General features: G+C 55.5%; 25 protein-coding genes. 15 read left to right on the top strand and 10 right to left on the bottom strand.

Going from position 1 to position 22,621, the window contains the following annotated elements; all coding sequences use genetic code 11:
* The 5 genes from rsxG (at window position 1) to gstA (ending at window position 4,780) form a co-directional block, all read left to right on the top strand.
* A complete protein-coding gene (gene rsxG, locus GNG26_RS09735; protein ID WP_156238529.1) occupies window positions 1–627 on the top strand; it encodes an electron transport complex subunit RsxG in 627 nt (208 codons plus the stop codon).
* Window positions 624–1,310, top strand: a complete 687-nt coding sequence (locus GNG26_RS09730; RefSeq protein ID WP_156238528.1) for an electron transport complex subunit E — start codon at window positions 624–626, stop codon at window positions 1,308–1,310. Before rsxG ends, GNG26_RS09730 begins: the two co-directional genes overlap by 4 nt.
* Entirely contained in the window at window positions 1,307–1,942 is a 636-nt protein-coding gene (nth, locus tag GNG26_RS09725) for an endonuclease III (protein WP_103824558.1), read from the top strand. Before GNG26_RS09730 ends, nth begins: the two co-directional genes overlap by 4 nt.
* Before the next feature lie 615 nt (window positions 1,943–2,557).
* Window positions 2,558–4,066, top strand: coding sequence for a dipeptide/tripeptide permease DtpA (gene dtpA / locus GNG26_RS09720; RefSeq protein WP_103824578.1), 1,509 nt, complete (start codon window positions 2,558–2,560; stop codon window positions 4,064–4,066).
* Window positions 4,067–4,174: 108 nt separating this feature from the next.
* The gene (gene gstA, locus GNG26_RS09715; RefSeq protein WP_103824559.1) at window positions 4,175–4,780 is read left to right on the top strand and encodes a glutathione transferase GstA; all 606 of its coding nucleotides are present in this window, start codon (window positions 4,175–4,177) and stop codon (window positions 4,778–4,780) included.
* 82 nt (window positions 4,781–4,862) lie between these two features.
* Here gstA and pdxY read toward each other — a convergent pair whose 3' ends face one another.
* The 5 genes from pdxY to anmK form a co-directional block, all read right to left on the bottom strand.
* Window positions 4,863–5,723, bottom strand: a complete 861-nt coding sequence (gene pdxY / locus GNG26_RS09710) for a pyridoxal kinase PdxY (RefSeq protein ID WP_156238527.1) — start codon at window positions 5,721–5,723, stop codon at window positions 4,863–4,865.
* Window positions 5,724–5,786: 63 nt separating this feature from the next.
* Entirely contained in the window at window positions 5,787–7,061 is a 1,275-nt protein-coding gene (gene tyrS, locus GNG26_RS09705) for a tyrosine--tRNA ligase (RefSeq protein ID WP_156238526.1), read from the bottom strand.
* A 126-nt stretch (window positions 7,062–7,187) separates the two neighbouring features.
* Window positions 7,188–7,844 (bottom strand): pyridoxamine 5'-phosphate oxidase, encoded by a 657-nt coding sequence (gene pdxH, locus GNG26_RS09700; RefSeq protein WP_156238525.1) that lies wholly within the window; start codon window positions 7,842–7,844, stop codon window positions 7,188–7,190.
* 57 nt (window positions 7,845–7,901) lie between these two features.
* Window positions 7,902–8,225, bottom strand: coding sequence for a C-type lysozyme inhibitor (gene mliC, locus GNG26_RS09695; protein WP_103824563.1), 324 nt, complete (start codon window positions 8,223–8,225; stop codon window positions 7,902–7,904).
* A gap of 96 nt (window positions 8,226–8,321) precedes the next feature.
* Window positions 8,322–9,446, bottom strand: a complete 1,125-nt coding sequence (gene anmK / locus GNG26_RS09690; protein ID WP_103824564.1) for an anhydro-N-acetylmuramic acid kinase — start codon at window positions 9,444–9,446, stop codon at window positions 8,322–8,324.
* Window positions 9,447–9,731: 285 nt separating this feature from the next.
* Between anmK and slyB the strand changes: the two genes are divergently transcribed.
* On the top strand, window positions 9,732–10,199 hold the full coding sequence (gene slyB / locus GNG26_RS09685) for an outer membrane lipoprotein SlyB (protein WP_156238524.1): 468 nt from the start codon (window positions 9,732–9,734) through the stop codon (window positions 10,197–10,199).
* Window positions 10,200–10,385: 186 nt separating this feature from the next.
* A complete protein-coding gene (locus GNG26_RS09680) occupies window positions 10,386–11,744 on the top strand; it encodes a GGDEF domain-containing protein (protein ID WP_114388426.1) in 1,359 nt (452 codons plus the stop codon).
* Window positions 11,745–11,780: 36 nt separating this feature from the next.
* Here GNG26_RS09680 and slyA read toward each other — a convergent pair whose 3' ends face one another.
* A complete protein-coding gene (gene slyA, locus GNG26_RS09675; protein ID WP_103179372.1) occupies window positions 11,781–12,221 on the bottom strand; it encodes a transcriptional regulator SlyA in 441 nt (146 codons plus the stop codon).
* A gap of 187 nt (window positions 12,222–12,408) precedes the next feature.
* Here slyA and GNG26_RS09670 point away from each other — a divergent pair, with 187 nt between their 5' ends.
* Genes GNG26_RS09670 through GNG26_RS09660 form a run of 3 tightly spaced genes read left to right on the top strand, consistent with a single transcriptional unit; the run spans window position 12,409 to window position 15,541 of the window.
* Window positions 12,409–12,645 (top strand): DUF1656 domain-containing protein, encoded by a 237-nt coding sequence (locus GNG26_RS09670; RefSeq protein ID WP_103823914.1) that lies wholly within the window; start codon window positions 12,409–12,411, stop codon window positions 12,643–12,645.
* A 2-nt stretch (window positions 12,646–12,647) separates the two neighbouring features.
* Window positions 12,648–13,511, top strand: coding sequence for an HlyD family secretion protein (locus GNG26_RS09665; protein WP_156238523.1), 864 nt, complete (start codon window positions 12,648–12,650; stop codon window positions 13,509–13,511).
* Complete coding sequence (locus tag GNG26_RS09660) at window positions 13,508–15,541, top strand: FUSC family protein (protein WP_156238522.1); 2,034 nt, start codon at window positions 13,508–13,510, stop codon at window positions 15,539–15,541. Before GNG26_RS09665 ends, GNG26_RS09660 begins: the two co-directional genes overlap by 4 nt.
* Here the strand turns inward: GNG26_RS09660 and sodC are convergent.
* The 3 genes from sodC to GNG26_RS09645 form a co-directional block, all read right to left on the bottom strand.
* Window positions 15,520–16,038: a superoxide dismutase [Cu-Zn] SodC gene (gene sodC / locus GNG26_RS09655; RefSeq protein ID WP_103179368.1), complete on the bottom strand. Its 519-nt coding sequence runs from the start codon at window positions 16,036–16,038 to the stop codon at window positions 15,520–15,522. The genes GNG26_RS09660 and sodC overlap by 22 nt on opposite strands.
* An 80-nt stretch (window positions 16,039–16,118) precedes the next feature.
* Entirely contained in the window at window positions 16,119–17,015 is an 897-nt protein-coding gene (locus tag GNG26_RS09650; RefSeq protein WP_156238521.1) for an aldo/keto reductase family oxidoreductase, read from the bottom strand.
* Window positions 17,016–17,064: 49 nt separating this feature from the next.
* Window positions 17,065–17,304 (bottom strand): DUF1289 domain-containing protein, encoded by a 240-nt coding sequence (locus GNG26_RS09645; RefSeq protein WP_103179366.1) that lies wholly within the window; start codon window positions 17,302–17,304, stop codon window positions 17,065–17,067.
* A gap of 147 nt (window positions 17,305–17,451) precedes the next feature.
* Between GNG26_RS09645 and eptA the strand changes: the two genes are divergently transcribed.
* From eptA to rnt, 5 genes are all read left to right on the top strand, one after another.
* Window positions 17,452–19,080 (top strand): phosphoethanolamine transferase EptA, encoded by a 1,629-nt coding sequence (eptA, locus tag GNG26_RS09640; RefSeq protein ID WP_156240160.1) that lies wholly within the window; start codon window positions 17,452–17,454, stop codon window positions 19,078–19,080.
* Between the two features lie 38 nt (window positions 19,081–19,118).
* The gene (locus GNG26_RS09635; RefSeq protein ID WP_103179364.1) at window positions 19,119–19,718 is read left to right on the top strand and encodes a TetR/AcrR family transcriptional regulator; all 600 of its coding nucleotides are present in this window, start codon (window positions 19,119–19,121) and stop codon (window positions 19,716–19,718) included.
* Between the two features lie 53 nt (window positions 19,719–19,771).
* Complete coding sequence (locus GNG26_RS09630; RefSeq protein WP_156238520.1) at window positions 19,772–20,869, top strand: alkene reductase; 1,098 nt, start codon at window positions 19,772–19,774, stop codon at window positions 20,867–20,869.
* A gap of 83 nt (window positions 20,870–20,952) precedes the next feature.
* Window positions 20,953–21,360, top strand: a complete 408-nt coding sequence (gene gloA, locus GNG26_RS09625) for a lactoylglutathione lyase (RefSeq protein ID WP_103823907.1) — start codon at window positions 20,953–20,955, stop codon at window positions 21,358–21,360.
* 96 nt (window positions 21,361–21,456) lie between these two features.
* Entirely contained in the window at window positions 21,457–22,107 is a 651-nt protein-coding gene (gene rnt, locus GNG26_RS09620) for a ribonuclease T (RefSeq protein ID WP_114315182.1), read from the top strand.
* 44 nt (window positions 22,108–22,151) lie between these two features.
* Here the strand turns inward: rnt and grxD are convergent, their stop codons facing one another.
* Complete coding sequence (grxD, locus tag GNG26_RS09615) at window positions 22,152–22,499, bottom strand: monothiol glutaredoxin 4 (RefSeq protein ID WP_032617810.1); 348 nt, start codon at window positions 22,497–22,499, stop codon at window positions 22,152–22,154.
* Window positions 22,500–22,621: the final 122 nt, after the last annotated feature.

Here is a 22,621-nt window from a genome sequence, read left to right as displayed (position 1 = left end):
ATGCTAAAAACGATGCAAAAACACGGCGTGACGCTGGCGCTCTTTGCCGCCGTGCTCACCGGCATGACCGCGCTGGTCAACGGCTTAACCAAATCCACCATTGATGAACAGGCGGCCCGTCAGCAAAAAGCGCTGTTTGATCAGGTGATCCCGGCAGATATCTACGATAACGATCTGCAGAAGAGCTGTTATCTTGTCCAAACGCCAGCGCTTGGCAAAGGCACCCACCGTATTTTTATCGCCCGTAAAGGCGATACGCCGGCCGGCGTGGTGATGGAAGCCACCGCGCCGGATGGATACTCCGGCGCTATCAGGCTGCTGGTGGGCACCGATTTTTCCGGCACCGTGCTGGGTACGCGCGTGACCGAGCATCACGAAACGCCAGGGCTTGGAGATAAGATCGAAACCCGCTTAAGCGACTGGATTTTGCAATTCGCGGGTAAAGTGATCCACGGTATTGACGATCCGGCGTTCGCGGTGAAAAAAGATGGCGGTGATATCGATCAGTTTACCGGTGCGACCATCACCCCACGAGCGGTAGTGAACGCCGTTAAACGTGCGGGGGTTTACGCGCAATCGCTGCCTGCACAACTTAACAATCTGCCCGCCTGTGAGGAGCGTTCATGAGCCAGGTAAAAGAGGTTTTTGTTCAGGGGCTGTGGAAAAACAACTCCGCGCTGGTACAGCTGCTGGGGATGTGTCCGCTGCTGGCCGTCACCTCCACCGTTACCAACGCGTTGGGCCTTGGCCTTGCCACCACCCTGGTACTGACCCTGACCAACCTGTCGATCTCTGCCCTGCGCCGCTGGACGCCGTCGGAGATTCGTATTCCAATCTACGTGATGATTATCGCCTCGGTGGTGAGCGTCGTGCAGATGCTGATCAATGCCTACGCCTTTGGCCTCTATCAGTCGCTGGGGATTTTTATCCCGCTGATTGTGACCAACTGTATCGTGGTGGGCCGCGCCGAAGCCTTTGCGGTGAAAAACGATCCGCTGATTTCAGCTTTTGATGGCTTTGCCATCGGTATGGGGGCAACCGGGGCGATGTTTGTGCTGGGCGCCATGCGTGAAATCCTTGGCAACGGTACCCTGTTCGATGGCGCAGATGCGCTGCTGGGCAGTTGGGCCAAAGTCCTGCGTATTGAAGTGTTCCACACCGATACGCCGTTCCTGCTGGCGATGCTGCCCCCTGGCGCGTTTATTGGCCTGGGGATGATGCTGGCGGTGAAATACCTCATTGATGAGAAACGTAAACGCCGCGCTGCCAAGCGCAGCGTAGAGGAAGGGATCCCTGAGAAGGCCTCATGAACAAAGAGAAACGTTTAACCATTTTACAGCGCCTGCGGGAGAATAACCCGCACCCGACCACTGAGCTGAATTTTACCTCGCCGTTTGAACTGCTGATCGCGGTGTTACTCTCCGCGCAGGCTACTGACGTGAGCGTCAATAAAGCCACCGCGAAGCTCTACCCTGTCGCCAACACGCCTCAGGCGATGCTGGAGCTTGGCGTTGAGGGGGTAAAGTCGTACATCAAGACCATCGGCCTGTTTAACAGCAAAGCCGAGAACGTGATCAAGACCTGCCGGATGCTGATAGAGCTGCACGGCGGTGAGGTACCGGAAGATCGCGCGGCGCTGGAAGCGCTGCCCGGCGTGGGCCGTAAAACCGCTAACGTGGTGCTGAATACCGCCTTTGGTTGGCCGACCATTGCCGTGGACACCCATATCTTCCGCGTCTGCAACCGAACGAACTTCGCCCCCGGCAAAAACGTAGAGCAGGTCGAAGATAAGCTGCTGAAAGTGGTTCCTGCGGAGTTTAAGGTCGACTGCCATCACTGGTTGATCCTCCACGGGCGCTATACCTGCATTGCGCGTAAACCCCGCTGCGGCTCTTGTATTATCGAAGATCTCTGTGAATATAAAGAGAAAACAGACCACTAAAACCGTCATCAGACGGTTTTTTCATAACGCAAAATCCTTATAGCGAGCATGACTATCTACCAGGCTCACCTTTTGCAGTTTTTCTGTCTGAGCTAAACTTTAGGGTTCGTGCATTGTGCGGCTATATAACAATCAAACAGGTTAATTGTTTTTTCGTCAGCAAAATTTTCTATATAAATGTGATCGCGATCACCCTGTTCACACACTGTTAATTTTATGTGTCAAAATGGCTACTAAAGCCCTACAGCATCAAGAAATACCCCCTCCCCACCCGTAGATATGTCCGGTTATTTTTCAGAATATAGGCCATATCACTGCCCAACACCTTTTACAGCAGAACATATCGCCACATGGCGATTTTTTCTCCTGAAAGACAGTGAAAAAAACCAGTTTCAACGAAACGGTAAAATTTAACGCTAAATAACATTTAGGTTTCTGGCGCATTATAGGGCAGGAGTTAAATGTAACAGACTATTACAAACGTCTTGCCAGACGGGTCAGGATAGTGAACATTACCCGCCGTTTCCCCTCCCACTATAACTATAAAGCGGATGGACTACGGTCATCACGCTATGAACACCCCCGTTAATATGGGATGTAAAAAAAGAGGTATATGTGTCTACTGCAAACAATAAACCAGCTGAAGAGAGCGTAAGTCTTAACGCTTTCAAACAACCGAAATCGTTCTATCTCATATTCTCTATTGAGCTGTGGGAGCGTTTTGGTTACTACGGTCTGCAAGGGATCATGGCGGTTTACCTGGTGAAACAACTGGGTATGTCCGAAGCCGATTCCATCACCCTGTTCTCTTCTTTCAGTGCTCTGGTCTACGGTCTGGTCGCAATTGGTGGCTGGCTGGGCGATAAAGTACTGGGAACCAAACGTGTCATTCTGCTGGGCGCCATCGTTCTGGCGATCGGTTATGGTCTGGTAGCCTGGTCTGGTCACGATGCTGGCGTGGTTTACCTGGGTATGGCGACCATCGCGGTGGGTAACGGCCTGTTCAAGGCGAACCCGTCTGCCCTGCTTTCTACCTGCTATAAGAAAGATGACCCGCGTCTGGACGGTGCATTCACCATGTACTACATGTCCATCAACATCGGTTCCTTCTTCTCCATGCTGGCGACCCCGTGGCTGGCAGCAAAATTCGGCTGGAGCGTGGCGTTTGCCCTGAGCTTTGTCGGTATGCTGATCACCGTGGTGAACTTCCTGTTCTGCCGCAGCTGGGTGAAAGACTACGGTTCAAAACCTGACTTTGCGCCAGTACAGATGGGTAAACTGCTGGCAACGCTGGTCGGTGTTGTCGTGCTGGTTGCTATCGCCACCTGGCTGCTGCACAACCAGGGTATCGCCCGTGCGGTGCTGGGCGTGGTTGCGCTGGGTATCGTCTGCATCTTCGCGAAAGAAGCCTTTGCCATGCAGGGCGCAGCGCGTCGTAAGATGGTGGTTGCTTTCATTCTGATGGTTGAAGCGATTGTCTTCTTCGTGCTGTACAGCCAGATGCCAACCTCTCTGAACTTCTTCGCGATCCGTAACGTTGAGCACTCTATCCTGGGTATCGCGTTCGAGCCTGAGCAGTTCCAGGCCCTGAACCCGTTCTGGATCATGGTAGGTAGCCCGATCCTGGCTGCCATCTACAACAAGATGGGCGACCGTCTGCCAATGCCGCACAAGTTCGCGGTGGGCATGGTGCTGTGCTCTGGTGCCTTCCTGGTACTGCCGCTGGGCGCGGAATTCGCCAGCGACGCGGGTATCGTCTCCGTTAACTGGCTGATCCTGAGCTACGCGCTGCAGTCTATCGGTGAGCTGATGATCTCCGGTCTGGGCCTGGCGATGGTTGCGCAGCTGGTGCCACAGCGCCTGATGGGCTTCATCATGGGTAGCTGGTTCCTGACCACTGCGGGTGCTGCCATCATCGCCGGTAAGATTGCCAACCTGATGGCTGTGCCTTCTGATGTGACCGATCCGCTGCAGTCTCTGCATGTCTATGGTGATGTGTTCCTGCAGATTGGTATTGCCACTGCGGTTATTGCTGTGCTGATGATGCTGACTGCACCAAAACTGAACCGCATGACTCAGGACGACGACACTACCGCTAAAGCGAGCAGCACTGCCGCCGTGTAATGTCATCGGGAAACGACTGAATACAAGCCGCTAACTGTGCGTTAGCGGCTTTTTTTTTATTATGGGGCGCACTAACATAGGGTAAACCTACGTAAACAGGAGTGACCGATGAAACTGTTCTATAAACCAGGCGCCTGCTCTCTTGCCTCCCATATTACGCTGCGCGAGAGCGGTAAAGACTTCACCCTCAACGGTGTTGATCTGATGCAAAAGCGTCTGGAAAACGGCGATGATTTTTTCGCGGTAAACCCTAAAGGCCAGGTTCCGGCCCTGCAGCTGGAAGATGGCACCCTGCTCACCGAGGGTGTTGCCATTATGCAGTACCTGGCGGACAGCGTCGCGGATCGCCAACTGCTGGCGCCAGCCGGCACTATCGCTCGCTATAAAACCATTGAATGGATGAACTACATCGCCACCGAACTGCATAAAGGTTTTACCCCGCTGTTCCGCCCGGACACCCCGGAAGAGTACAAGCCGACCGTTCGCGCCCTGCTGGAGAAGAAACTGCAGTATGTGAACGCGTCGCTGAAAGACGATCAGTGGATCTGTGGGCCGCGCTTTACCATTGCCGATGCGTATCTGTTTACCGTCCTGCGCTGGGCACGGGCCGTGAAGCTGAACATGGAAGGATTAAGCCATATTGACGCCTATATGGCGCGTATGGCGGAGCGTCCTGCCGTAGCGGCAGCACTGGAAGCGGAAGGGTTGAAGTAAGCGCTTTTCGCCCGGCGGCGCTTTGCTTGCCGGGCCTACAAAAACTGTAGGCCGGGTAAGCGCAGCGCCACCCGGCACATGTTTACAGTTGGGTCGCGCTGAAAACGTGTTCTGGCTTCGCGATACGATCCTGGGCCGCCACCACCTGCAACTCGTACTCCTGCAGGGCTTTGGTGGCGATCATAATTTCATACACCGCCGCCGTGACGTGCTCAAGCGCATCACGCACCGTTGCCCCCTGCAGCAGTTTCACCAGCAGCAGACCACTGGTCACATCGCCCACACCCACCGGCTGACGACTGCCAAAATCCACCAGCGGACGGCTGATGTGCCAGGCTTCATCTTTGGTCACCAGCAGCATCTCAAAGCGATCCGGGCTGATTCCGGCGCGGGCCAGATGCTTGACCAGCACGATTTCCGGCCCCATCGCAATCAGTTCCCGGGACGCCGCAACGGCCTCCTCCACGCTGTTTACCGGATGTTCACAGAGGATCTCCAGTTCAATGAGGTTTGGGGCAATGATGTCGCTGGCAGGTAGAGCGTGACGCACGTGAAACTCCGCCACGCCAGGCGCCACGATACAGCCTTTCTCCGGATGGCCCATCACCGGATCGCAGAAGTATTTCGCCGCCGGGTTCGCCGCCTTAACCTGGCGAACAATACCGAGAATATGCTCGCCCTGCTCGGCTGAACCCAGATAACCGCTCAGCACGGCATCACAGGTTTTGAGTTTGTCGATATCAGCGATGCCCTGAACAATCTCTGTGAGATGAGCGGGCAGCATCACGCAACCGGTCCATTTACCGTATTGCGTATGGTTGGAAAACTGAACGGTATTTAATGGCCAGACATTGGCCCCGAGACGGCGCATCGGAAATTCTGCGGCACTGTTGCCAGCATGCCCAAAAACAACGTGGGACTGGATGGCGAGGATATTCTTCATTTTCTTACCACAACCCTGAAAAAATAAAGGGGCGTGGTTTCCCACGCCCCTGTGCTTTTATGATTATTTCCAGCAAACCAGACAGTAATTCTTTTTACCGCGACGCAGTAAGGTATAACGACCAAACAGGCGATCGCTGTCAGCGAAGACGTACTCTGCATCAGACTGTTTTTCACCGTTGATGGTGATGGCGTTGGAGGCGATAGTTTTACGCGCCTGGCCGCGGGACGGCTGAAGCTCAGAGTCGACCAGGGCCTGCATCAGATCGGCACCTTTGTCCATCTCCACCATCGGCACGCCATCCTGCGCCAGCTGTTCGAAGTCTGCTTCGCTCAGATCGCTCAGGGTGCCGTTAAACAGGCTGGCGGTAATGCGCTTGGCCGCCGCTAAGCCCTCTTCGCCGTGAACCAGCTTCGTGACCTCATCGGCCAGCACGTACTGGGCGCGTGGCGCTTTACCGCTGTTCTTGTCTTCTTCTTCAAGAGCGTTGATCTCTTCAATGTCCATAAAGGTGAAGAACTTCAGGAAGCGATAAACGTCAGCATCTGCGGTGTTGATCCAGAACTGGTAGAACTTGTACGGGCTGGTCTTCTTCGGATCGAGCCATACCGCACCGCCTTCAGTTTTACCGAACTTGGTGCCGTCCGCTTTGGTGATCAGCGGAACGGTCAGACCGAAGACCTGATTCTGATGCAGACGACGGGTCAGATCGATACCGGAGGTAATGTTACCCCACTGATCGGAGCCGCCAATCTGCAGCGACACGCCGTGCAGCTCGTTCAGACAGGCAAAGTCATACCCCTGCAGCAGGTTGTAGGAGAACTCGGTAAAGGAGATGCCCTGATCGTCACGGTTCAGACGCTGCTTCACCGCTTCTTTGTTGATCATCTGGTTAACGGAGAAGTGCTTGCCGATATCACGCAGGAAGGTCAGCACGTTCATGCTGCCAAACCAGTCGTAGTTGTTCGCAGCGATCGCGGAGTTTTCACCACAGTCAAAGTCGAGGAATGGGGCGACCTGTTTGCGGATTTTCGCGACCCACTCCTCTACGGTATCCGCCGTATTCAGTTTACGCTCAGCGGCTTTGAAGCTTGGGTCGCCAATCAGACCCGTTGCGCCACCGACCAGAGCCACAGGCTTATGGCCAGCCAGCTGGAAGCGTTTCAGGCATAACAAAGGAACCAGATGCCCCAAATGCAAGCTGTCAGCGGTAGGATCGAAGCCGCAATAGAGCGCGATCGGGCCTTGCGCCAGTCGCTCTGCTAACGCTTCCTCGTCCGTCACCTGGGCTACCAGCCCCCGCTCTTGCAATTGTTTAATCAAGTTACTGCTTGCCATCAAATTCTCCATGTATAAAACGACTGCACCTTTGCCGGTACACGACTTTTCGCCAGACGCGAAAGGTACATAGAATAAAGCGCTGACCAACGTAGCGCCAGCGCTTAAGAGAACAAATTTCGGGGATTAAGGTGCGAGACGATCGATTTTCCAGGCACCGTTATCGCGCTGGTATAAAAAGCGGTCGTGCAGGCGATGTTCACCGCCCTGCCAGAACTCCATCTGCTGAACAGAGACGCGGAAGCCGCCCCAGAAACTTGGCAGTGGCACTTCGCCCTGCTGGAATTTCTGTTTCAGCTCAAGGAACTTGCTCTCCAGCACGCCGCGGGCAGAGATGCGGCTTGACTGTTTAGAGACCCAGGCGCCAATCTGACTGTCGCGCGGACGGCTGTGGAAATACTTCACCACTTCAAGGGTAGAGAGGCGCTCAACGGAACCGGTGACCATCACCTGGCGCTCCAGCATATGCCACGGGAAGAGCAAACTGATACGCGGGTTATTTTCCAGATGCTGCGCTTTACGGCTGCCGAGGTTGGTGTAGAACACCAGCCCTTTGTCGTCGTAATGCTTGAGCAGCACGATACGCTGGTAGGGTTGGCCATTTCCATCGACGGTGGCAACCACCATCGCGGTGGGATCGGCCAGTTGTGCTTCACAGGCCTGTTTCAGCCAGTGCTCAAACAGCACCAGCGGCTCGGCGGGGAGATCCTGGCGACGCAGGCCGCCTTTGGTGTATTCGCGCCTAAGGTGCGCAATTTTCTGCAATTCGTCGTTATCTGTCATGGCGTTAACTGACGTTGACAATGGGTGACGCTATTGTGCGCCGCCCCCTGCAAAATCTCAACGCTTCGGATTTTCGATCTGACAATTGTTCAGCACAATGCGATCGCGCTTGTAGACCGTTGCACTGTCGCCTTTCGACCAGAAGACATATACCCCGTCGCTGTAACGGGTCCCGGAGGCGGACATGCCCTGTTTCAGCGTCAGCAGCTTATTGTCGTAGACGAAACTGACTTCCTGACGGGGATTGTTGAGCTTAACGGTAAGGGGCTTTTCGTCGCACTGATAGGCCAGCGTGTCGGTTTGCATGCGCTCGACGAACTGGTTGTAAACGCTACAGCTCGCCAGCAGAAAGGGAGTAAAAGCAAGAAGCAGTTTTTTCATGGGTAAATTCCGAAGACTTTCCTGGTCCCGGAGGGCGCGAAGGCCCTCCCGTTTTTTCGGCTATTCTCACCCACACCAGGCTTAAGTGAAATTCGGTTAACTCTGATTTTGCCGCGGATTCGCTGGAAAAACAGCACCTAACACGCTCGCTTCGCGGGCCCCGGTTACCGAGGGTAAGTTCCCCGGCAGGCCTGCCACCGTGCGCCACGCCAGCCAGGCAAAGGCCAGCGCCTCCATGTCATCGCCGCTGATCCCAGCCTTGTCGGTGGTGGTCACCTCCGTGCCCGGCAACAGACCGGCGAGACGGGTCATCACCAGTGGGTTACGGCTGCCACCGCCGCACACCAGCAGCCGCTCGCAGCCCCCGCTCAACAGCACCTGTTCCGACACCGAAACGGCAGTAAGCTCTGCCAGCGTGGCCTGTACATCCTCAGGCGCCAGGCCCGGGAAGTTCGCCAGCTGACGCTCAAGCCAGCCGTAGTTGAAGTATTCGCGTCCGGTGCTTTTCGGCGCCGGTGCGGCAAAATAGGGATCGCAGAGCATGCTTTGCAGCAGCGGGATAATGACTTTACCGCTGCAGGCCCACTGGGCGTCTTTATCGTAGGCTTTACCCGCCTGACGCCAGATCCAGGCGTCCATCAGCATATTTCCCGGCCCGGTGTCGAACCCGCGTACCGGCTGGCCTGGGATCAATAAAGAAAGATTGGCGATGCCGCCGATATTGAGCACCATGCGGCGCTCCGTAGGATGGGCCAGCAGGGCGTGGTGGAACGCGGGAACCAGCGGGGCGCCCTGCCCGCCGAGGGCCATGTCGCGGCGGCGGAAATCCCCCACCACCGTCACCCCGGTTTTGGCGACGATCTGGTTGTTATCGCCTATCTGCAAGGTATGCGGCGCGTCGCCGCCAGGCTCATGCCAGACGGTTTGTCCGTGACAGCCGATCGCCACCACATCCTGCGGACGCAGATTCTCCTGATTCATCAGCGCCAGCACCGCATCGCCGAACAGGCGTCCGAGCTGCGTATCAAGCTGTCCCAGCTGCGACAGCGTCAGCTGTTGGCCCTGACAGATATTCAGGATCGCCTGTTTCGTCTCCTGGGGAATAGGCCAGCTAAGGCTTGCCTGCTGGGCAACCATATTCTCGTCTATTGCCGCCAGGACAACATCCACACCATCCAGACTGGTTCCTGACATTACGCCAATGTAGCGACCCGATTTCATCCGTTTTCCTTAATCCGTTTGGGCTGATAACTCACTCCACCATAAACCGATTATCAATGCTACGGCGGACTCATACTTTTTAACAATAGCTGTTGCTGGGCGTCATTCCAGGAATAATCCGTATCGCCTGCAGGGTGACATCGTCGCTTGTATAGCTATGGTTGAGTGAGAATCGAGTACCATTCTGATTGTGTTTGAGCAAATATAGGATTTATGGCACCCGATGCCATATAATTTAGCCATAACGGATGCTCAACGAGCGTTTTTGGTGAACAGGAGATTCAAATGATTTTACGTGTACTGGCCGTTTCGCTGGTTGGATTCACTCTGGCTGGCTGTGTTAATGACAATTCCCTTTCCGGGGATGTTTACAGTGCCTCTGAGGCGAAACAGGTTCAGAATGTCACTTACGGCACCATCGTGAACGCGCGCCCGGTACAGATTCAGGGTGGTGATGAGAACAATGTGATCGGCGCACTTGGCGGTGCGGTACTGGGTGGCTTCCTCGGTAACACCGTGGGTGGCGGCACAGGTCGCTCCCTGGCAACCGCGGCAGGTGCCGTAGCCGGTGGTGTTGCGGGTCAGGGCGTCCAGGGTGCGATGAACAAATCCCAGGGCGTTGAGTTAGAGATCCGCAAGGATGACGGCAGCACCATTATGGTGGTCCAGAAACAGGGCAACACCCGGTTTACTGCTGGTCAACGTGTGGTACTGGCCAGCAACGGCAGCCAGGTCACCGTCTCCCCTCGTTAATAACCTTATGGGCGTGGTCATCTCACCACGCCCTATTCCATTAAGTATCATCCTCACAAATATATTCACCAAATACATTTACGTCGCTTATATTTAATTTTCATACTGCTTGTTCCTGCGCAAAGTATTCCATCTGTGCATATGAGACCATTCGCATAACCTTTTTCCTCTTTATTTAAAAAATATATGCTTGCGATAAATCATTATATTAAGAACAAGTATGTGCAGTTCTTTTTGGGCTGCTTTATTGTCATCGGGATTTTACACTCTCTCTTTTTTGGAGTGGTTGAAAAGACCGCATCATTTTCACCGCTTCTTTTTCCCATGCTCACCATTTTTTTGTTGGTATTTCACCTGTTTATTGCCTGTTTTATGGTAATGAAATACTGGTGCGACAGAATGCGTTTATATCTGATGTGCTTTGCATTCGCCTTTATCGGCTCCGCTCTGTTGATGGTGGGCACGCTCTCCAGCTTCCCGGCGTGGCTGGATATCTATCGGTACAGTGTCATTAACTATAACGACGCCATGATTTACTTTACGTTCCGTCATCTGCTGATGGGCGTACTGTTTATCGTTGCGGCTGTGCTGTATGCAATCCGTAACCGGCCGCTGTCACGGATTTTCCATCTTTCTGTCATTACAGGCATGTTTATATTTACGGCCCTGATATTGATACTGGCCTGGCTCTACTCCAGCAATGTTGCGTTATTATCATTACATTTGGTCGACAACGAAACCCGGCAATATCTGTTGCTGTGGAAACGGCCCATTAACATTACGCTCATCACGCTCTGGGTTATTGCATTAGCCGCGCTGCTGCGTACCACGCGGGTACGCAATCTGTTCTGGATTGGCGGTAATTTCTTATGCCTCTGTTATATCGCCACGCTAGCCATGTTGTTTTTGGGCGGACAGGCAGAAGATATCTCGTGGTATCGCGCACGGTTATTTGAGGCTGTCGCCACGCTGCTGATTATGTTTGTCCTGCTGTACGACGTATTTAATCTTTATCGTGAATCGCATCTGAAGTATCAACAGTCTTACCAGAATTCCATTCGCGATCCGCTGACACGGCTCTACAACCGCAGCTATTTTTATGATGCCCTGAACCACGCCCTTCGTACGGTAAAATCGACGGAGCCGGTCTCGGTTATCGTCAGCGATCTCGATCGTTTTAAGCGTATCAACGACTGCTACGGGCACCTGCAGGGGGATAAAGTGTTGCAGTTTGTCGCTCAGCTGCTGAAGGATTCCGTCCGGCCACAGGACGTTGCGGCGCGCATTGGAGGAGAAGAGTTTGTCCTGCTGTTAACCCATACTCCCCCTGAAGCGGCGCGCCAGGTTGCGGAGCGGATACGCTTAAAACTGAGCAGCTTCGATAAAGCTAGCTCCGACGGACAACTCCCCGAGCCCATCACCATCAGTATGGGCGTGTTTACCGCCACAGGGAAAATCAGCGCTGAAGAGTGCGTCGAACATGCAGATAAGGCGATGTACGAGGCGAAGGAGAGCGGGCGTAACCGGGTGGTCGTGTTCCAGTAAAGAAAAAGCCTTGCGTTCGCAAGGCTTTTTTAAAGGTTAGTCGCGGGACTGTAGCTCATTGATATTGTGCTCTAGCCGCGCTACCAGCGAGATCAGCAGTTCCAGTTCGGCGGGCGTGATCCCGGAGAGGATCTCACCGCGCGTTTTGCTGATCACCGCCTCCATCTCTGTGATGATGGGGGTGGCTTTCTCTGTGAGTTTAATCCGCTTGGCACGACGATCGCTGGCGCAGGTCTGGCGTGAGATCAGTCCCTTCTCTTCCAGTTGATCGAGCGTACGTACCAGTGATGGCTGCTCGATGCCAATCGCTTTTGCCAGTTGGATCTGTGACTGGTCGGGTGGCAGCTGATGGATATTATGCAGCGTGACCCAATGCGTCTGTGTCAATTCCAGAGGTTTCAGGCGATGGTCAATCAGAGCACGCCAGATGCGTACTAACCTTGCCAGATCAGAACCTAGTGGCGATTCCAATTTCATCTCCTTATAATTAGCTTGCTAAGTTATTATACTGATTTTAGAATAGTGTGCAGCATTTATATTGCCAAAACAAATGCAATACTGCATACATCCTTGATGAGAGTCTGATTTACACTTTGTTGTGACGCCTCAGCGCGTTATGCGGCCGCGCTTTTTGGCCACTCCCCATTTGCAAAGGAACCGGCACGTGACGTTCACGCTTAACGCCTCGGGGTTACCGCTTCAGGATCTGATAGTAGGTGCCTCGGTTTACTTTCCCCCTCTGTTCAAAGCGGTGATGCTGGGTTTTATTCTCTGGCTTGTCACCCACCGCTTGCTGCGCGACTGGATCTATTCCGGTGAAATCTGGCACCCCATGCTGATGGATCTTTCGCTGTTCGTCCTTGCAGTTTGCCTGGGACTGGTTCTGCTCATTGTGTGGTGACTATGCTTATGAAAACAATCAAATATTTTTCATCATTACTGGTTCTGGCCGTGGCGATCATCGCCGGATGGTGGCTATGGAATTATTATATGCAGTCCCCCTGGACCCGGGATGGAAAGGTGCGCGCCGAACAGGTCAGCGTGACGCCCCAGGTCTCAGGAACCATCACCACCCTGCACGTTAAGGATAACCAGTTTGTCCATGCGGGAGAGGTGCTCTTCAGAATTGATGAAACCCCTTTCCATATTGCGGTGCTCAACGCCGAGGCGCAGCTGGCTAAAGCCCAGTCCGATCTGGCGAAAGCGAACAACGAAGCAAACCGACGTCGCCATCTGTCGCGAAACTATATTTCTGCTGAAGATCTGGATACCGCCAATATCAACGTCAAGGCGATGCAGGCCAACGTAGCGGTGGCTGAAGCCACGCTAAAACAGGCGCAGTGGCAATTGACTCAGACGGTGGTTAAAGCGCCGGTGGACGGCTGGGTCACCAATCTCTCTACCCGGGTGGGCGATTACGCCACCACCGGCCAGCCGGTGTTCGCCCTGGTCGACAGCCACTCCTTTTACGTGGTGGGCTATTTTGAAGAGACCAAGCTCCGGCATATCCGCGAAGGCGCACCGGCGCAGATCGTACTCTACAGCAGTTCGCAAAAGTTACAGGGTCACGTATCGAGTATTGGCCGGGCTATCTACGATCAGAGCGTGGAGACCGATTCAGGACTGGTGCCCGACGTGAAACCCAATATTCCCTGGGTGCGGCTGGCGCAGCGCATCCCGGTGCGCATCAGTTTTGACAAGCTGCCGTCTGACCTGACGCTGGTCTCCGGCACGACCTGCACCGTCTCTGTGGGAACCGCCCGGTGAACCTGCCCGCTTTCTCCTGGCGCAACCTGCCATGGATAAAGGCGACTCCGGCGCAGTGGCGCTACGCCCTGCGCAACGGGATTGCGATGTGCCTGGCTCTCACCGTCGCCTACTGTCTTAACCTCGACGAACCCTACTGGGCGATGACCTCGGCGGCGGTGGTCAGCTTCCCGACCGTTGGCGGGGTGATCAGTAAAAGCCTTGGCCGGGTGGCGGGCAGCCTGCTCGGCGCCACCGCAGCGCTGATTATTGCTGGTCATACGCTCAGCGATCCGTGGCTATTTCTGTTCAGCATGGCGGCCTGGCTGGCGCTCTGCACCTGGGCCTGCGCCCATTTCACCAATAACGTCGCCTATGCCTTCCAGCTGGCCGGATACACCGCGGCGATCATCGCCTTTCCGGTCATTGATATTCTCGACACCACCCAGCTGTGGGATATCGCCCAGGCCCGCGTCTGCGAGGTCATTATTGGCATCCTTAGCGGCGGGGTAATGATGATGATCCTGCCCAGCACCTCCGACGGCAAAGCCCTTATTACCGCGTTAAAAACCATGCACACCCGGCTGCTTGAGCACGCCAGCCTGCTGTGGCAGCCCGACAGTAACGATGCCATTCGCCTGGCCCACGAAAAGGTCATCGCCCAGATCCTGACCATGAACCTGCTGCGCATTCAGGCTTTCTGGAGCCACTACCGTTTTCGCCGCCAGAATGCCCTGCTCAATTATCTCCTCCACCAGCAGCTTCGGATGACCAGCGCCATCTCCAGTCTTCGCCGCATGCTGCTGAACTGGCCCAATCCGCCCGCCCACACCCGGGAGGTCATTGACCAGCTGCTCGCCACCCTTGCCCGGCCTGACGCCGATTTTTATACCGTGGCGCGGATCCTTGCTCCGCTGAGACCAGGCAACGACGCGGATTACCGCCATCGTGCTTTCTGGCAGCGGCTACGCTATTTCTGTCGGCTTTATCTACAGAGCAGCCGCTGGATAAAAGCCGTTGAAACCGCGACGCCAATAACAGAGTTTATCGTTCCCCGCAGCCCGGCGCTGGCCCGGCATACCGATAATCTGGAAGCGCTGTGGAGCGGGTTTCGCACCTTCTGCGCTCTCAGTCTGGTGGGCGCCTGGACCATTACCGCCCAGTGGGAAGCCGGGGGGGCGGCCCTGACCCTAGCCGCGATCAGCAGCGTGCTCTATTCGGTGGCGGCCTCGCCCTTTAACTCGCTCACCCTGCTGCTGCGCACCCTGATCCTGCTCTCGCTCTTCAGCTTTGTGGTCAAGTTTGGCCTGATGGTGCAGATCTCGGACCTCTGGCTGTTTCTGCTGTTTCTCTTCCCGCTGCTGACCACCATGCAGCTGCTGAAGCAGCAGATGCCCGCCCTCGCCGGTCTGTGGGGGCAGCTTATTGTCTTTATGGGTTCGTTTATTTCGGTGACCAACCCACCGGTGTATGACTTTGCCGATTTCCTTAATGACAACCTGGCAAAAATTCTTGGCGTGGGGCTGACGTGGCTGGCCTTTGCGGTGCTGCGCCCCGGCTCGGATGCGCGTAAGAGCCGTCGTCACATTCGCGAATTGCGGCGCGGATTTGTCGATCAGCTGAGCCGCAGGCCGCGGCTCAGCGAGAATGGCTACGAATCGCTGGTCTATCACCATGTGAACCAGCTCAATAACAGTCAGGATGCGCTGGCGCGACGCTGGCTGCTGCGTTGGGGGGTGGTGCTGCTGAACTGCAGCCATGTGGTCTGGCAGTTACGGGACTGGGAGACGCGCTCGGATCCGCTGGCACGGGTGCGCGACGTCGCCGTCTCACTGCTGCGTGACATTATGAGCGAACGCGGCGTACAGCAGCGTCCCCTGGCCGCCACGCTGGATGAGCTTCAGCGTATCTGTGACACCCTGTCGCATCATCCGCAGCCCGCCGGACAGGAGCTTGCAGCCCTGATCTGGCGGCTGCACTGCTCGCTATCCCAGCTGGAACAGGCACCCGCTCCGGGCACCCTGAGCGATCAGATCACCCCGCAGGCATAACGCTCCCCGCCACCGCCCAGAGGTTTAGGGTGATCCGACATATTATCCCCGCCGACATGGATCATCAGCGCTTTGCCTTTCACCTCGTCCAGCTTTTTGAGGCGCGGGGCAACGACCGGGTCGGTCGCTTTACCGTCATTGTTGACCACCAGCGCTGGCAGATCGCCTAAGTGGCCCATCCCCTCCGGCCCTTCATGTTTGCCGGTGTTATGGGGATCGAGGTGTCCACCCGCGGCCTCAGCGGCGGACGGTTTGCCATCTTTCATGGCCGGTTCGCAGGAACCTTTGGCGTGGACGTGATAACCGTGTTCGCCCGGAGGGAGGGCTTTAAGATCCGGAGAAAACTCAAGGCCTTTATCGGTTTCAGTGATGGTGACTGTCCCGATGGACTGGCCGATCCCCTGAGAGGTGACGAGGTTCATCTTTACTTCTTCGCTGGCAGCCTGCGCACCTGCACAAACCACCAGCGTCAACGCTGCCAGAGTAAATCGCTTCATATGACCTCCTTGGTTATTTTTTGCCCCTTAAGTTTATACCAGGGGCAACGTTTTAACCGGAAAGTCAGACAAATAGAGAATTACGGCACGTCGTAGCCTAGCGCGGCTTTACGGATGCGGAACCACTGCTGGCGGGTCATGTTCAGCTGCTCTGCTGCCAGCGCCGAACGTACACGCTCAATTTTGCCGGAACCGATGATCGGCAGCGGCTGAGATGGCAGACGTAAAATCCACGCATAGACCACCTGCTCGATGGTTTCGGCATTCAGCTCCTGGGCCACCTTCGCCAGCTCATCGCGCAGCGGCTGGAAGGCATCATCATTAAACAGGCGACCGCCGCCGAGGCAGGACCAGGCCATCGGGCGAATACGCAATTGCTGGAGCTGATCGAGGGTACCGTCCAGCAGCAGCGGCTGATAAACTGGCGAAATTTCAACCTGGTTAGTCGCCAGGGTGAACGGCAGACGCGACTGCAGCAGGGCAAACTGGGCTGGCGTAAAGTTAGAGACACCAAAATGGCGCACCTTGCCGCTCTGGTGCAGGGCGAGGAAGGCTTCGGCAACCTCATCGGCGTCCATCAGCGGATCGGGACGGTGGATCAGCAGCAGGTCAAGGCGATCGGTCGCCAGATTCGTGAGGGACTGTTCTGCACTACGAATAATGTGGTCGCGGTCGGTGATGTAGTGGCCGAGGGCATGCTCCGCTTTCGCCGTGGTGGCGATACCGCATTTGGTGACGATCTCCATACGCTCACGCAGCGCGGGAGAGATCTTCATCGCCTCGCCGAAGGCCGCTTCACACTGATAGCCGCCATAAATATCGGCGTGATCGACAGTGGTGATCCCCAGATCCAGATGCTCTTCAATAAAACTGGCCAGCTCCTGGGCGGACATGTTCCAGTCCATCAGACGCCAGTAGCCCATCACAAAACGAGAAAACTCCGGGCCCTGCGGGGCAAGGGTAATACGCTGAACCATAGCAATTTCCTTTAAAAAAAGTCTGGGGAGAGTATACGCGTTTGTGACGCTAAAAAAGTGAGGGCTGCTGAGGTTCTTCAGCTTCAGGGGGCTTGTTTGCGCGCAATTTGCGCAAAAGACGCTGACGGCACAGGCGCAGGATCTCCTGTTTCTGGGCATCGCTCATTGATTGCCAGTTAAAACGCTCTTCCCGGCTGCGCATACAGCCGCGACAAAACCCTCGCTCATCCGACTGGCAAATACCGCGGCACGGGCTCTGGACAGGAAAGAACTCCAGTTGTTCAGCCACACGCACCTCCCGAAACCCAAGATTCAGTAAAGTGAAGACCTTAAGCCGGGGTTACGCAAGAGGTCAACCACAGAATTGTGGCATTAAGGTTTCACTAATCTTCGCTCCCTATACTCGCCTCATCACTATTCTTGCTGGTTGACGATGATGCAGATGTTAAAAAAGTTACAGTGTAACGACACGCGATTCACGCTGGGCTGCGCGCTCCTGTTTACCCTGTTAAACGCCCTCTTTATTCACCGTAGCTGGCAGGTCATCGCCCCCGTCCGGCTGCATGATTTTGTCTTTGCCCTGACCGTGCCGCTGGTGCTGTTCTGCGGCTGGGTCATTGTCTTCAGCATTCTGAATATTCCACTTATCCGTAAACCGCTGCTGGTGTTGCTCACCCTGGGATGCGCGGCGGCGACCTGGTTCATGTTTACCTACGGCGCGGTGATTGACCAGAATATGATGGTTAACGTCTTCGAGACCAACTCTCAGGAGGCCACGGCGCTCATCACCCCGCAGCTGATGCTGTGGCTGGCGATAGCCGGGCTGGTGCCGGCCGCCGTGCTGGCGCTGATTCGTATTCGTCCGGGTAAGTGGTGGCAGACGCTGTTGATGCGCGTGGCGGCCATCCTCGCCAGCCTGGTGGTGATCCTTCTGGTGGCCGCGCTCTTTTACAAGGACTACGCCTCGCTGTTTCGCAATAACAAGGGCATCGTCAAAATGGTGACGCCAGCGAATTACGTCAGCGCCATCGTCAAGTACAGCAAGGCGCGCTGGTTTGCGGGCGACCAGACTCTCATCCACCTCGGGGAAGACGCGCGTAAAGGCCCGGTGCTGCTGGCGCAGCAGAAAAAAACCGTGCTGGTGCTGGTGATTGGCGAGGCGTCCCGGGCTGAAAACTACTCCCTCAACGGTTACGGTCGCGACACTAACCCTGAGCTGGAAAAGCAGGAGATGATCAACTTCCCGCAGGCCTCCTCCTGCGGCACGGAAACTGCCGTCTCCGTGCCGTGCATGTTCTCAGGAATGCCGCGCAAAAAATATGATGCCGATCTGGCCCATCATCAGGAAGGGTTGCTGGATGTGCTGGCCCACGCCGGGGTAAACCTGCTGTGGCGGGATAACGATGGCGGCTGTAAAGGGGCCTGTAATCGCATCCCGCATACCGACATGACCCAGTGGAAGCTGGATCAGTTCTGTAAGGATAAATCCTGTATTGATGACGTTAATCTGTATCGTCTGAATGAGACCCTTGATGGGCTCAAACAGGATACGGTGCTGGTGATCCACCTGATGGGCAGCCACGGCCCGGCCTATTATCAGCGCTATCCGGAGCAGTACCGCAAATTTACGCCGACCTGTGACACTAACCAGATCCAGGACTGCGATCACCAGGCGCTGATGAACACCTACGACAATACCATCCTGTATACCGACAGCGTGGTGAGTAAAACCATCGACGCCCTGAAGGCGCGTCAGGCGACGATGAACACGGCGCTGGTTTATCTCTCCGATCACGGAGAATCGCTGGGGGAAAACGGTCTTTACCTGCACGGTACGCCGTACATGCTGGCACCTTCGCAGCAGACGCACATTCCGTTTATGTTCTGGCTCTCGCAGGACTATAAAAAGAACTTTGGCGTGGATGCGCAGTGCCTGCGTAACCACGCCGCGAAAGAGGCGGTGTCGCAGGATAATCTCTTCTCCACGGTGCTGGGGATGATGAACATTCGCACCTCCGTTTATCAGTCGCAAATGGACCTGCTTACCGCCTGTCGTCGAACGTAAGGCTTGCAATAGACCGATTGGTCTATTACATTGTCGACATGAATAAGCACACTGAACACGATACACGCGAACATCTCCTTGCGACCGGCGAGCGTCTTTGCATGCACCGCGGGTTCACCGGGATGGGTCTGAGCGAGCTGCTGAAAACCGCCGATGTGCCGAAGGGGTCGTTTTATCACTACTTCCGCTCAAAAGAGGCGTTTGGCGTGGCGTTGCTGGAGCGGCATTACGCGGATTACCATCAGCGTCTGGCCAGCCATTTCGCCAGCGGTCAGGGCAATTATCGCGATCGTGTTCTGGCTTATTATCAGGAGACGCTGGCCCAGTTCTGCGCCCAGGGCATTATCAGCGGCTGTCTGACGGTAAAACTCTCTGCTGAAGTGTGCGATCTCTCGGAAGATATGCGCACGGCAATGGATAAAGGGGCCACGGGTGTCATCACCCTGCTGGCGCAGGCGCTGGCGAAGGGTCGCGAGGAGAAATCCCTGGCCTTCGTCGGGGAACCGCTCACCCAGGCGCAGGTGCTCTACTCCCTGTGGCTGGGGGCCAATCTGCAGGCCAAAATGTCCCGCAGCGCGCTGCCGCTTGAAAGCGCCCTGGATCATGTCAAAACCATTATTGCTACGCCTGGCAGTTAACAGGCGTTTTTATTTCGCAAATTACTAGACGACCGGTCTACTCAGGAGCCTTTATGTCAGCTGAAAAATTGTTTACCCCGCTTAAGGTGGGCGCGATCGAAGCACCAAACCGTGTCTTTATGGCGCCCCTCACCCGCCTGCGCAGCATTGAGCCGGGTGATATCCCGACGCCGCTGATGGGCGAATACTATCGCCAGCGCGTGAGCGCAGGACTGATCATCTCTGAAGCCACGCAAATTTCTGCTCAGGCGAAAGGTTATGCCGGCGCCCCTGGCCTGCATAGCCCGGAGCAGATCGCGGCGTGGAAGAAAATTACCGACGGCGTGCATGCTGAAGATGGCCGCATCGCGGTTCAGCTGTGGCACACTGGCCGTATCTCCCACAGCAGCATCCAGCCTGGCGGTCAGGCGCCGGTGTCTGCTTCTGCGATCAATGCGGGTACCCGCACCTCCCTGCGCGATGAGAATGGCAACGCCATCCGCGTTGACACCACCACGCCACGTGCGCTTGAGCTGGACGAGATCCCGGGGATCGTGAACGATTTCCGCCAGGCCGTCGCCAATGCTCGCGAAGCCGGTTTCGATCTGGTTGAACTGCACGGGGCCCACGGCTATCTGCTGCACCAGTTCCTGTCGCCTTCCTCTAACCAGCGTACTGACCAGTATGGCGGCAGCGTTGAGAATCGCGCCCGTCTGGTGCTTGAGGTGATTGATGCGGTTTCTGCAGAGTGGAGCGCGGATCGCATTGGTATTCGCGTCTCGCCAATCGGTTCTTTCCAGAACGTGGATAACGGCGCGAACGAAGAAGCCGACGCGCTGTATCTGATCGAAGAGCTGGCAAAACGCGGCATCGCTTATCTGCACATGTCCGAGCCAGACTGGGCCGGCGGCGAGCCATACACCGATGCCTTCCGTCAGAAAGTGCGCGACCGTTTCCCGGGCGTGATCATCGGTGCCGGGGCTTATACACCGGAGAAAGCCGAAGATCTGATTAACAAAGGGCTGATCGATGCCGTGGCCTTTGGCCGCGCCTATATCGCCAACCCGGACCTGGTGGCTCGTCTGCAGCGCAAAGCCGAGCTGAACCCGCAGCGTCCGGAGAGCTTCTACGGCGGCGGCGCGGAAGGTTACACCGATTACCCCTCTTTATAAGCCCTCGCATTGATAGCGGCGACACTTCGCCGCTATACTAAAACATCGTTTCTGTTCAAGATGATAAAAGCTAAGAGGATAATATGCGCCTACTTCACACCATGCTGCGCGTTGGCGATCTGCAACGTTCCATCGATTTCTACACCAACGTGCTGGGCATGACCCTGCTGCGCACCAGCGAAAACCCGGAATACAAATACTCCCTGGCCTTTGTCGGTTACGGCCCGGAGAGCGACGAAGCGGTTATCGAACTCACCTATAACTGGGGTGTGGATAGCTACGAGCTGGGCACAGCCTACGGCCATATCGCCCTGGAAGTGGATAACGCGGCAGAAGCCTGCGAGCGAATCCGCAGCAATGGCGGCAACGTGACCCGTGAAGCGGGTCCGGTTAAGGGCGGCACCACCGTGATCGCCTTCGTTGAAGATCCGGACGGTTATAAAATCGAACTGATCGAAGCCAAAGACGCCGGTCGCGGTCTGGGCAACTGATCCTGACGGGCGCGCCATGCGCCCGTTGTTTTACTGCATCTCGCCTCAAAATTTGCCATAATACGCACTGCTTTTTTCCCCTTGTAAGAGATCCAGATGTCCGATAACGCTCAACTTACCGGTCTGTGCGACCGTTTTCGTGGTTTTTATCCTGTCGTGATTGATGTCGAAACTGCTGGATTTAACGCCAAAACCGATGCGCTGTTGGAAATTGCCGCCATCACGTTGAAGATGGATGAACAGGGCAATTTGCTGCCGGATTCCACGCTGCATTTTCACGTTGAACCTTTTGAAGGAGCGAACCTGCAGCCTGAGGCGCTGGCATTTAATGGTATTGATCCGCATAACCCGCTGCGTGGGGCAGTGAGTGAATATGACGCGCTGCATGCCATCTTTAAAATGGTGCGCAAGGGCATGAAAGAGCAGAACTGTAATCGCGCAATCATGGTGGCGCACAATGCCACCTTCGATCACAGCTTTATGATGGCTGCCGCCGAGCGCGCGTCGCTGAAACGTAATCCGTTTCACCCGTTTGTGACCTTCGATACCGCGGCCTTAAGCGGGCTGGCGCTGGGGCAAACCGTGCTGTCGAAAGCCTGTATTACCGCCGGTATCGATTTTGACGGCACACAGGCGCACTCCGCCCTGTACGATACCGAACGCACGGCGGAACTGTTTTGCGAAATCGTTAACCGCTGGAAGCGTCTCGGCGGCTGGCCGCTGCCAGATGTTGGCAACAACGCATAAAAAAAGCGACCGGAAGGTCGCTTTTTTATTTACCGTGCGCGAGATTACTCGGCGCCTGGCTCTTCAGATTTGTACTTCGCAGCCGTCTCTTTAATCAGCTGCTGCAGTTCGCCGCGCTGATACATCTCAATCAGGATGTCGCAACCGCCAACCAGTTCACCGTCAACCCACAGCTGCGGGAAGGTCGGCCAGTTAGCGTATTTTGGCAGCTCAGCGCGGATATCCGGGTTCTGCAGAATATCAACGTAAGCAAAACGTTCGCCACAGGCAGAGAGCGCCTGCACCGCCTGAGCGGAGAAACCACAGCTAGGCAGTTTCGGAGAACCTTTCATGTACAGCAGGATCGGGTTTTCAGCAATCTGCTGCTGAATTTTTTCAATAGTAGTGCTCATGTCTTGCTTCCTTTTACTTCTGTTACGGCAATAGTCTGACATTGTAGCGTTTCAGGCCGACTACGGAAAATAACATTTTCGTCACGTATATGATTTTACCGAACGTGGCGTAAAGTTGCATT

Origin of the sequence: Leclercia sp. J807 (genome assembly GCF_009734465.1) — a bacterium.
GTDB lineage: Bacteria > Pseudomonadota > Gammaproteobacteria > Enterobacterales > Enterobacteriaceae > Enterobacter.
The sequence above is the reverse complement of the archived record's forward strand: the minus strand, read 5'-3'. Positions and strand labels throughout refer to the sequence as shown.

Excerpts from the sequence above, each read along its gene's own strand:
- rsxG (WP_156238529.1), top strand. The coding sequence starts at position 1 with ATGCTAAAAACGATGCAAAAACACGGCGTGACGCTGGCGCTCTTTGCC.
- GNG26_RS09730 (WP_156238528.1), top strand. The coding sequence starts at position 624 with ATGAGCCAGGTAAAAGAGGTTTTTGTTCAGGGGCTGTGGAAAAACAAC.
- nth (WP_103824558.1), top strand. The coding sequence starts at position 1,307 with ATGAACAAAGAGAAACGTTTAACCATTTTACAGCGCCTGCGGGAGAAT.
- gstA (WP_103824559.1), top strand. The coding sequence starts at position 4,175 with ATGAAACTGTTCTATAAACCAGGCGCCTGCTCTCTTGCCTCCCATATT.
- pdxY (WP_156238527.1), bottom strand. The coding sequence starts at position 5,723 with ATGAAGAATATCCTCGCCATCCAGTCCCACGTTGTTTTTGGGCATGCT.
- tyrS (WP_156238526.1), bottom strand. The coding sequence starts at position 7,061 with ATGGCAAGCAGTAACTTGATTAAACAATTGCAAGAGCGGGGGCTGGTA.
- pdxH (WP_156238525.1), bottom strand. The coding sequence starts at position 7,844 with ATGACAGATAACGACGAATTGCAGAAAATTGCGCACCTTAGGCGCGAA.
- mliC (WP_103824563.1), bottom strand. The coding sequence starts at position 8,225 with ATGAAAAAACTGCTTCTTGCTTTTACTCCCTTTCTGCTGGCGAGCTGT.
- anmK (WP_103824564.1), bottom strand. The coding sequence starts at position 9,446 with ATGAAATCGGGTCGCTACATTGGCGTAATGTCAGGAACCAGTCTGGAT.
- slyB (WP_156238524.1), top strand. The coding sequence starts at position 9,732 with ATGATTTTACGTGTACTGGCCGTTTCGCTGGTTGGATTCACTCTGGCT.
- GNG26_RS09680 (WP_114388426.1), top strand. The coding sequence starts at position 10,386 with ATGCTTGCGATAAATCATTATATTAAGAACAAGTATGTGCAGTTCTTT.
- slyA (WP_103179372.1), bottom strand. The coding sequence starts at position 12,221 with ATGAAATTGGAATCGCCACTAGGTTCTGATCTGGCAAGGTTAGTACGC.
- GNG26_RS09665 (WP_156238523.1), top strand. The coding sequence starts at position 12,648 with ATGCTTATGAAAACAATCAAATATTTTTCATCATTACTGGTTCTGGCC.
- sodC (WP_103179368.1), bottom strand. The coding sequence starts at position 16,038 with ATGAAGCGATTTACTCTGGCAGCGTTGACGCTGGTGGTTTGTGCAGGT.
- GNG26_RS09650 (WP_156238521.1), bottom strand. The coding sequence starts at position 17,015 with ATGGTTCAGCGTATTACCCTTGCCCCGCAGGGCCCGGAGTTTTCTCGT.
- eptA (WP_156240160.1), top strand. The coding sequence starts at position 17,452 with ATGCAGATGTTAAAAAAGTTACAGTGTAACGACACGCGATTCACGCTG.
- GNG26_RS09635 (WP_103179364.1), top strand. The coding sequence starts at position 19,119 with ATGAATAAGCACACTGAACACGATACACGCGAACATCTCCTTGCGACC.
- GNG26_RS09630 (WP_156238520.1), top strand. The coding sequence starts at position 19,772 with ATGTCAGCTGAAAAATTGTTTACCCCGCTTAAGGTGGGCGCGATCGAA.
- gloA (WP_103823907.1), top strand. The coding sequence starts at position 20,953 with ATGCGCCTACTTCACACCATGCTGCGCGTTGGCGATCTGCAACGTTCC.
- rnt (WP_114315182.1), top strand. The coding sequence starts at position 21,457 with ATGTCCGATAACGCTCAACTTACCGGTCTGTGCGACCGTTTTCGTGGT.
- grxD (WP_032617810.1), bottom strand. The coding sequence starts at position 22,499 with ATGAGCACTACTATTGAAAAAATTCAGCAGCAGATTGCTGAAAACCCG.